A 5870-nucleotide genomic window follows, 5' to 3' on the forward strand; every position below is an offset into this window, starting at 1 on the left:
CAAATATTTTCGTCATATTTAGTAACATAGTTATTGACTAAAGACATTCCTACACTCTATAATGCGTGATATTAACGTAATTCGACAAAATATTTGTCAGTTAATCTATCATCAATATTTCAAGGTTTAAGACTGGAGAGGAGCTTTATATGACTAACATGAAAAAAATGAAAATGATTCCCCTGTTGGCCAGCTTTATTCTCGGAAGTACCTTATGGAGTGGTGGATTTACTGCTAACGCTGCGACTGCAGCTACAACCAGCACAACGGTATCTACTGGTACTACCACTATTACTCCGGACAAACAAACCAATCATTTACCCAATATTAAAATATTGGCCACAGGAGGGACGATTGCAGGGTCATCCTCCGTCAACACAGATACAACTGGCTATAAAGCTGGTGCATTAGGTGTTGAAACCTTGATCAATGCTGTTCCTGAGATGAAAAGTATTGCAAATGTCAGTGGTGAGCAAGTAGTTAACGTAGGCAGCCCTGATGTTAATAATGAAATCCTCTTAAAACTTGCCAAACGCACCAACGAACTGCTTGCCAGAGACGATGTAGATGGTATTGTTATCACCCATGGTACAGACACGTTGGAAGAAACCGCATATTTTCTCAACCTTGTCGTTAAGAGCGATAAGCCTGTGGTTGTCGTTGGCTCTATGCGCCCAGCTACTGCCATCAGTGCCGATGGTCCATTCAATCTTTATAATGCTGTAAAGGTCGCCGGAGCTTCGGCCTCCAAAGGCCAGGGTGTACTCGTATTGCTGAACGATCGCATCGGTGCAGCAAGATATATCACAAAAACGAACACAACAGCAGTCGATACGTTTAAGTCTGTAGAGCAGGGGTACCTTGGAGCGGTAGTAGGCGATCAGGTCTACTACTACAACAAATCCACTCATAAGCATACGACTTCTTCAGTATTCGACATCTCCAATCTCACTCAGCTGCCACAAGTAGATATTTTATACGAGTATCAAAACAATGGCCGCTACCTGTATGATGCAGCCGTAGCAGCTGGTGCCAAGGGCATAGTGGTCGCTGGTTCGGGTAATGGCTCCTTGTCCAAAACCTCCTCAGAAGGCGCAGAGGCCGCAGGTAAAAAAGGAGTGATTATCGCCCGCTCCACTCGCGTAGGAAGTGGAGTTGTATCCCCGTCGACAACAGATGCAGCATCGAACTTTGTGTCCACCGATTCGCTCAATCCGCAAAAAGCACGAATTTTGCTCATGCTCGCTTTGACCCAGACGCACGATGTGAACCAAATTCAAACTTTCTTTAATGAATACTAAGGGCAGTCATCCCAAATCCAATAAATACAACATCCTTATTATGAAAAAGAAGCAGCAGTTGCGGTTAACCACCGTACTGCTGCTTCTTTTATGCAAGATAATTTTTGTCACCAATAACTATTTCATCTGGTATTTAATCGTCTTGATGCTTTACAAGCCATTCGTTTTCCCTTATATGCAGCATCAAGAATGCTGTTTGGGAATCCCGTTCAAGCTTGGAGGATATTTAGCTTGCTTCTCTGGATGAGCAGCGATTTCTTCCTCCAGTATACTTGATTTATTTTGCTGATTATTAATTTTAAGCGGCTTATGTTTGGGCATAAATACTCACCTCCTCGGATTACCATGCCAAGGAGTGAGCTTTTTTATACCGATTTATGCCTGCTGATTGTGTTGCTTGTATCACGTTAGGCTATTCTTTACTCGCCCTGCTTTTGATCCATTGCCGCTTTTAGCAAATCACCCAAACTGGAACCAAAAGATTCTTTCTTTTCAAATTGTTTTACCAACTTTTGCTGTTCCCGTTTGTTTACCCGTTGCTTGTCCTTATCCAGCGTCTCCGTAATACCGCAAGGTAAGCATCTTACATACAAACCTGCTTTGCCCTCTTTCATTTCCATTTTTTTATGACACTGCGGGCAACGTCGATTGGACAGGCGTTTTTCCCCTGAACGACGGTAACCACAATCCGCACTTGGGCATACGAGAAACTTGCCTTTCTTACCTTTCTTCTCCAGCAATTTTGTACCACAATCCGGACAATGGCTATTCGTCACGTTATGGGGCTTGTACTCCGCACTGCTATTTTTTACAGTAGCAACCAATTCTTTGGCCATAGCACGGATAGAATTCAAAAATGGTTCAGGCTGTCCCTGACCACGAGCTATTCGTTCTAACTCTGCTTCCCAACGTGCCGTCAATTCAGGCGTTCTCAGCTGCGGAGCCGCCAGTTCGATCAGTTGCTTGCCTTTGCCGGTTGGATGCATCACATTCCCCTGGCGTTCTATCGTATCCGAACTGACGAGTTTCTCAATCAGATCTGCGCGCGTAGCTGGAGTACCCAGACCATGCTTTTCCATCTGAGCCAGCAAGGCCGCTTCTGTATACCGCTTCGGCGGCATCGTTCGTCCAGCTCGTACAATGCAACGCTGCAATTGGACGAAATCTCCTTTTTTCAGCTCAGGTAAAATAACGCCCCGTCCATTATTTTCACGCTCATCTGCTTCTTCCTCGTCCATTTCATAATGACTTTCGTCATATACAGCACGCCAACCGCTATCTTTTATGGTTGTACCTTTGGCCTGAAATGTTTCCTGCTCCACCATGACCGATACAGCCACAGCATCATAACGTGCAGGGGGGTAGAACAGACTGATAAAACGGCGTGCAATCAGATCATACAGTTTACGTTCCTCTGGACTTAGCTGATTAAGCAATAATGTCTGCTCAGTAGGAATAATCGCATGGTGATCTGTGACTTTACTGTCATCCACAACTCGCTTGGTGATTGGCAATTTGTTACGCAATAGCGGACGTGCTAGAGAAGCATACGGACCTACTGCTACACTACTGAGTCTTTCCTTAAGTGAATCCACCATATCCGATGTAAGATAACGGCTGTCTGTGCGTGGATAGGTCACCAGCTTATGCTGCTCATACAGACGCTGAAGAACATTGGACGTCTGTTTGGCCGAGAAGCCGTAGCGCTGGTTAGCATCTCTTTGCAGCTCAGTTAAATCATACGCCAGCGGATGAGGCTCGTTCTTTTCACTTTTTTTCACACTCACCACTGTACCTTTGGCCCCTTCGAGCCTGCGGCGTAAAGTCTCTGCCTGAGTACGGTCAAACATGCGTGAATCGCCGTTTTCCGCCCGCCAAGTTGCTTGAAAATGGCCAAAATCCGCCGTCAAAGTATCATATTCCTGAGAACGAAACTGGGTGATCTCTTTCTCACGTTCCATGATCATTCCCAATGTTGGTGTCTGTACTCTTCCAGCCGAAAGCTGGGCGTTATAACGAACCGTTAACGCACGGGTTACATTGAGACCAATCATCCAGTCTGCTTCAGCCCTACAGCGAGCCGATTCATATAGACGATCAAACTGCTGACCAGGCAATAATTTTGCAAATCCTGCCTTGATGGCCTTATCCGTCTGCGAGGAAATCCATAAGCGTCGGAAAGGCTTTCTCCAGTTTGCCATTTGTATAATCCAACGCGCCAACAGTTCGCCTTCACGAGCAGCATCTGTTGCCACGATAAGTTCCCCAATATCCTGTCGTTTCATCAGCTGTTGTACAGCTTTGAACTGATGATTGCTCTCCCGTAATACCTTTAACTTGGCGTTCTTCGGAAGAATTGGCAAGTCCTCCAGGTTCCAATTCGCATACTTAGAATCGTAATCCTCAGGCTCTGCTAACCCAACCAAATGACCCAGTGCCCATGTCACCACATACTTTGGGCCTTCTATATAACTTTTATGCTTCTCTCGGCTGCCCATCACTCGTGCAATCTCTCTGGCCACGGATGGTTTTTCTGCCAATACCAATACCTTCATGTTACGCTCCTTTCTCTCTTAATGTTAATTATACCATCCTGCCATCTTGCGATAAATCTAATGCGAACGACAATTACATGATCTTTCCTTACGATAACTATTGCCTATGCATTAATTAGACCAACTTACAAATCGGGCACACTCCATTTTATTAGCAGACCTGCATACGTCAGGCCTCCCCCAAATCCATATAACACCACATGCTGTCCATACCTTAAACGCCCGTCATTCAATCCACACTGTAAAGCCAACGGAATGGACGCCGCCGAGGTATTGCCATACAACTCTACACTCGTCAGCGTCTTTTCCAAAGGTACTGCACTTTTTTCACATATCGACTCAATCATTCTCAGATTAGCGCTATGAGGTACAAACCAGTCAAGATCCTCCTTCTTCATATTTGCCTTATCCATTAATCGTTCGATTCCAGCTGGAACAGAGCGTACAGCCCATTTATAAACCTCACGTCCATTTTGAGCGATAAACCCATTATCTTGCAGCTTCTCTCCATCCAAATAGTTGGACAATCCTGCGCGGTAAAGATGTGCTCCACCTTGCCCAAAGGTTCCTATATCCGAGGTCAAAAACGTTCCTTCATCCTCGTCATATTCAACTAGTGCAACTCCTGCCCCATCTCCAAAAAGAACACATGTCGTGCGGTCTGTATAATCTGTAATTTTGGATAATGTTTCGGCTCCGATCACTAGAACCTTACGATGTAGCCCACCCGTAATAAGACCATTTGCCAAATGAAGTCCATAGGCAAAGCCTGCACACGCAGCACTAACATCCATTGACCCTGTATTCGGTATATTAAAATAGGCCTGAATACGAGATGCCGTACTAGGAAAATAGTAATCAGGGGTGCTCGTCGCTACGATGATCATGTCAACATCGTCTACATTTACGTTATAAAGGTTAACCATACGTTTAATAGCTTGTATACATAAATCAGACACGTATTGATCTTCAGCCGCAATGCGTCGTTCCCGCATCCCCGTTCTTTGTACAATCCACTCGTCACTAGTGTCCACAAGCTTCTCCAAGTCGGCGTTCGTTAAAATCCGTTCAGGTACATAAGTGCCAAGGGCCGTTAACTTTGCTTTTGAATTCACCATTCTGATCACTCTCCTTTAAAGTCCTTATTCATATTATAACACCAGATACTAATACCTGGTACTAATTTTCTTTAAAAAATGTCTATCTATGTACTAGCTAATATCCACAGATTCGGCTGAACTTATAACCAACCTACTCTAATTAAAATTCAACTGTTATTTAACACAAAAAAGACCATGATCTCAATTGGATCATGGTCTTTTTTACTAGTTGCTTGGCAACGTCCTACTCTCCCAGGACCCTGCGGTCCAAGTACCATCGGCGCTGGAGGGCTTAACGGTCGTGTTCGGGATGGGTACGTGTGGAACCCCTCCGCTATCGCCACCAAACAGGAATTAGCGTATTACGTCGCAAGTCAAGAGCTTGGAGCTAGTGAGCTGAGACAGAAGCTGGGACAAAAGCTGCCAAGCTATATGGTGCCGTCGTATTTCATCGGGTTGGAGCAGATGCCGCTGACACCAAATGGTAAAATCGACCGCAAGTCCCTGCCAGCACCAGAAGGTAGTCTGCACAGCGGCGCGGAGTATGTAGCGCCACGCACGGTAGCAGAACGAGCACTCGTAGCGATCTGGCAGTCCGTCCTAGGCGTGAAAACCGTCGGTATTTTGGACAATTTCTTTGACCTGGGCGGCGATTCGATCAAGGCGATTCAAATCGTATCGCGTGCGTTCCAGGCAGGCTATAAGCTGGACATGAAGGATTTGTTCCGCTATCCCATCGTGGCAACACTTGCACCGCATATGCACGAGGCAAGTCGTAGGGTAGATCAGGGAGAAGTGAGCGGGAAAACGGCATTGCTTCCGATCCAGCACGGGTTCTTTGCACAGGCGCAAGTGGATGCGCATCACTTTAATCAGGCGGTTATGCTGCACCGGGAGCAGGGTTTTGACGAGTC

4 protein-coding genes, 1 rRNA gene, 1 pseudogene and 1 other annotated feature (1 of these 7 running past the window's edge) are annotated in these 5870 nt (G+C 45.7%); of the genes and pseudogenes, 2 read left to right on the forward strand and 4 right to left on the reverse strand.

Features of this window, described 5'->3' with window-relative positions:
- Positions 1 to 149 precede the first annotated feature (149 nt).
- A complete protein-coding gene (locus ACQQ6X_RS12815) occupies positions 150 to 1301 on the forward strand; it encodes a type II asparaginase (RefSeq protein ID WP_305165627.1) in 1152 nt (383 codons plus the stop codon).
- 183 nt (positions 1302 to 1484) lie between these two features.
- Here the strand turns inward: ACQQ6X_RS12815 and ACQQ6X_RS12820 are convergent, their stop codons facing one another.
- The 4 genes from ACQQ6X_RS12820 to rrf form a co-directional block, all read right to left on the reverse strand.
- The gene (locus tag ACQQ6X_RS12820) at positions 1485 to 1622 is read right to left on the reverse strand and encodes a hypothetical protein (RefSeq protein WP_187360594.1); all 138 of its coding nucleotides are present in this window, start codon (positions 1620 to 1622) and stop codon (positions 1485 to 1487) included.
- A 98-nt stretch (positions 1623 to 1720) separates the two neighbouring features.
- Positions 1721 to 3856: a DNA topoisomerase III gene (locus tag ACQQ6X_RS12825; RefSeq protein ID WP_305165628.1), complete on the reverse strand. Its 2136-nt coding sequence runs from the start codon at positions 3854 to 3856 to the stop codon at positions 1721 to 1723.
- 125 nt (positions 3857 to 3981) lie between these two features.
- The gene (locus ACQQ6X_RS12830) at positions 3982 to 4974 is read right to left on the reverse strand and encodes a ketoacyl-ACP synthase III (protein ID WP_305165629.1); all 993 of its coding nucleotides are present in this window, start codon (positions 4972 to 4974) and stop codon (positions 3982 to 3984) included.
- A 213-nt stretch (positions 4975 to 5187) separates the two neighbouring features.
- Positions 5188 to 5304, reverse strand: a 5S ribosomal RNA gene (rrf, locus tag ACQQ6X_RS12835).
- A 117-nt stretch (positions 5305 to 5421) separates the two neighbouring features.
- Here rrf and ACQQ6X_RS12840 point away from each other — a divergent pair.
- A pseudogene (locus ACQQ6X_RS12840) lies at positions 5422 to 5697 on the forward strand (phosphopantetheine-binding protein); the annotation flags it as partial.
- Between the two features lie 69 nt (positions 5698 to 5766).
- Positions 5767 to 5870, reverse strand: a sequence feature (16S ribosomal RNA rRNA prediction is too short); it runs 184 nt beyond the window's last position.

This window comes from Paenibacillus ottowii (genome assembly GCF_050516475.1).
GTDB classification, from domain to species: Bacteria; Bacillota; Bacilli; order Paenibacillales; family Paenibacillaceae; genus Paenibacillus; species Paenibacillus ottowii.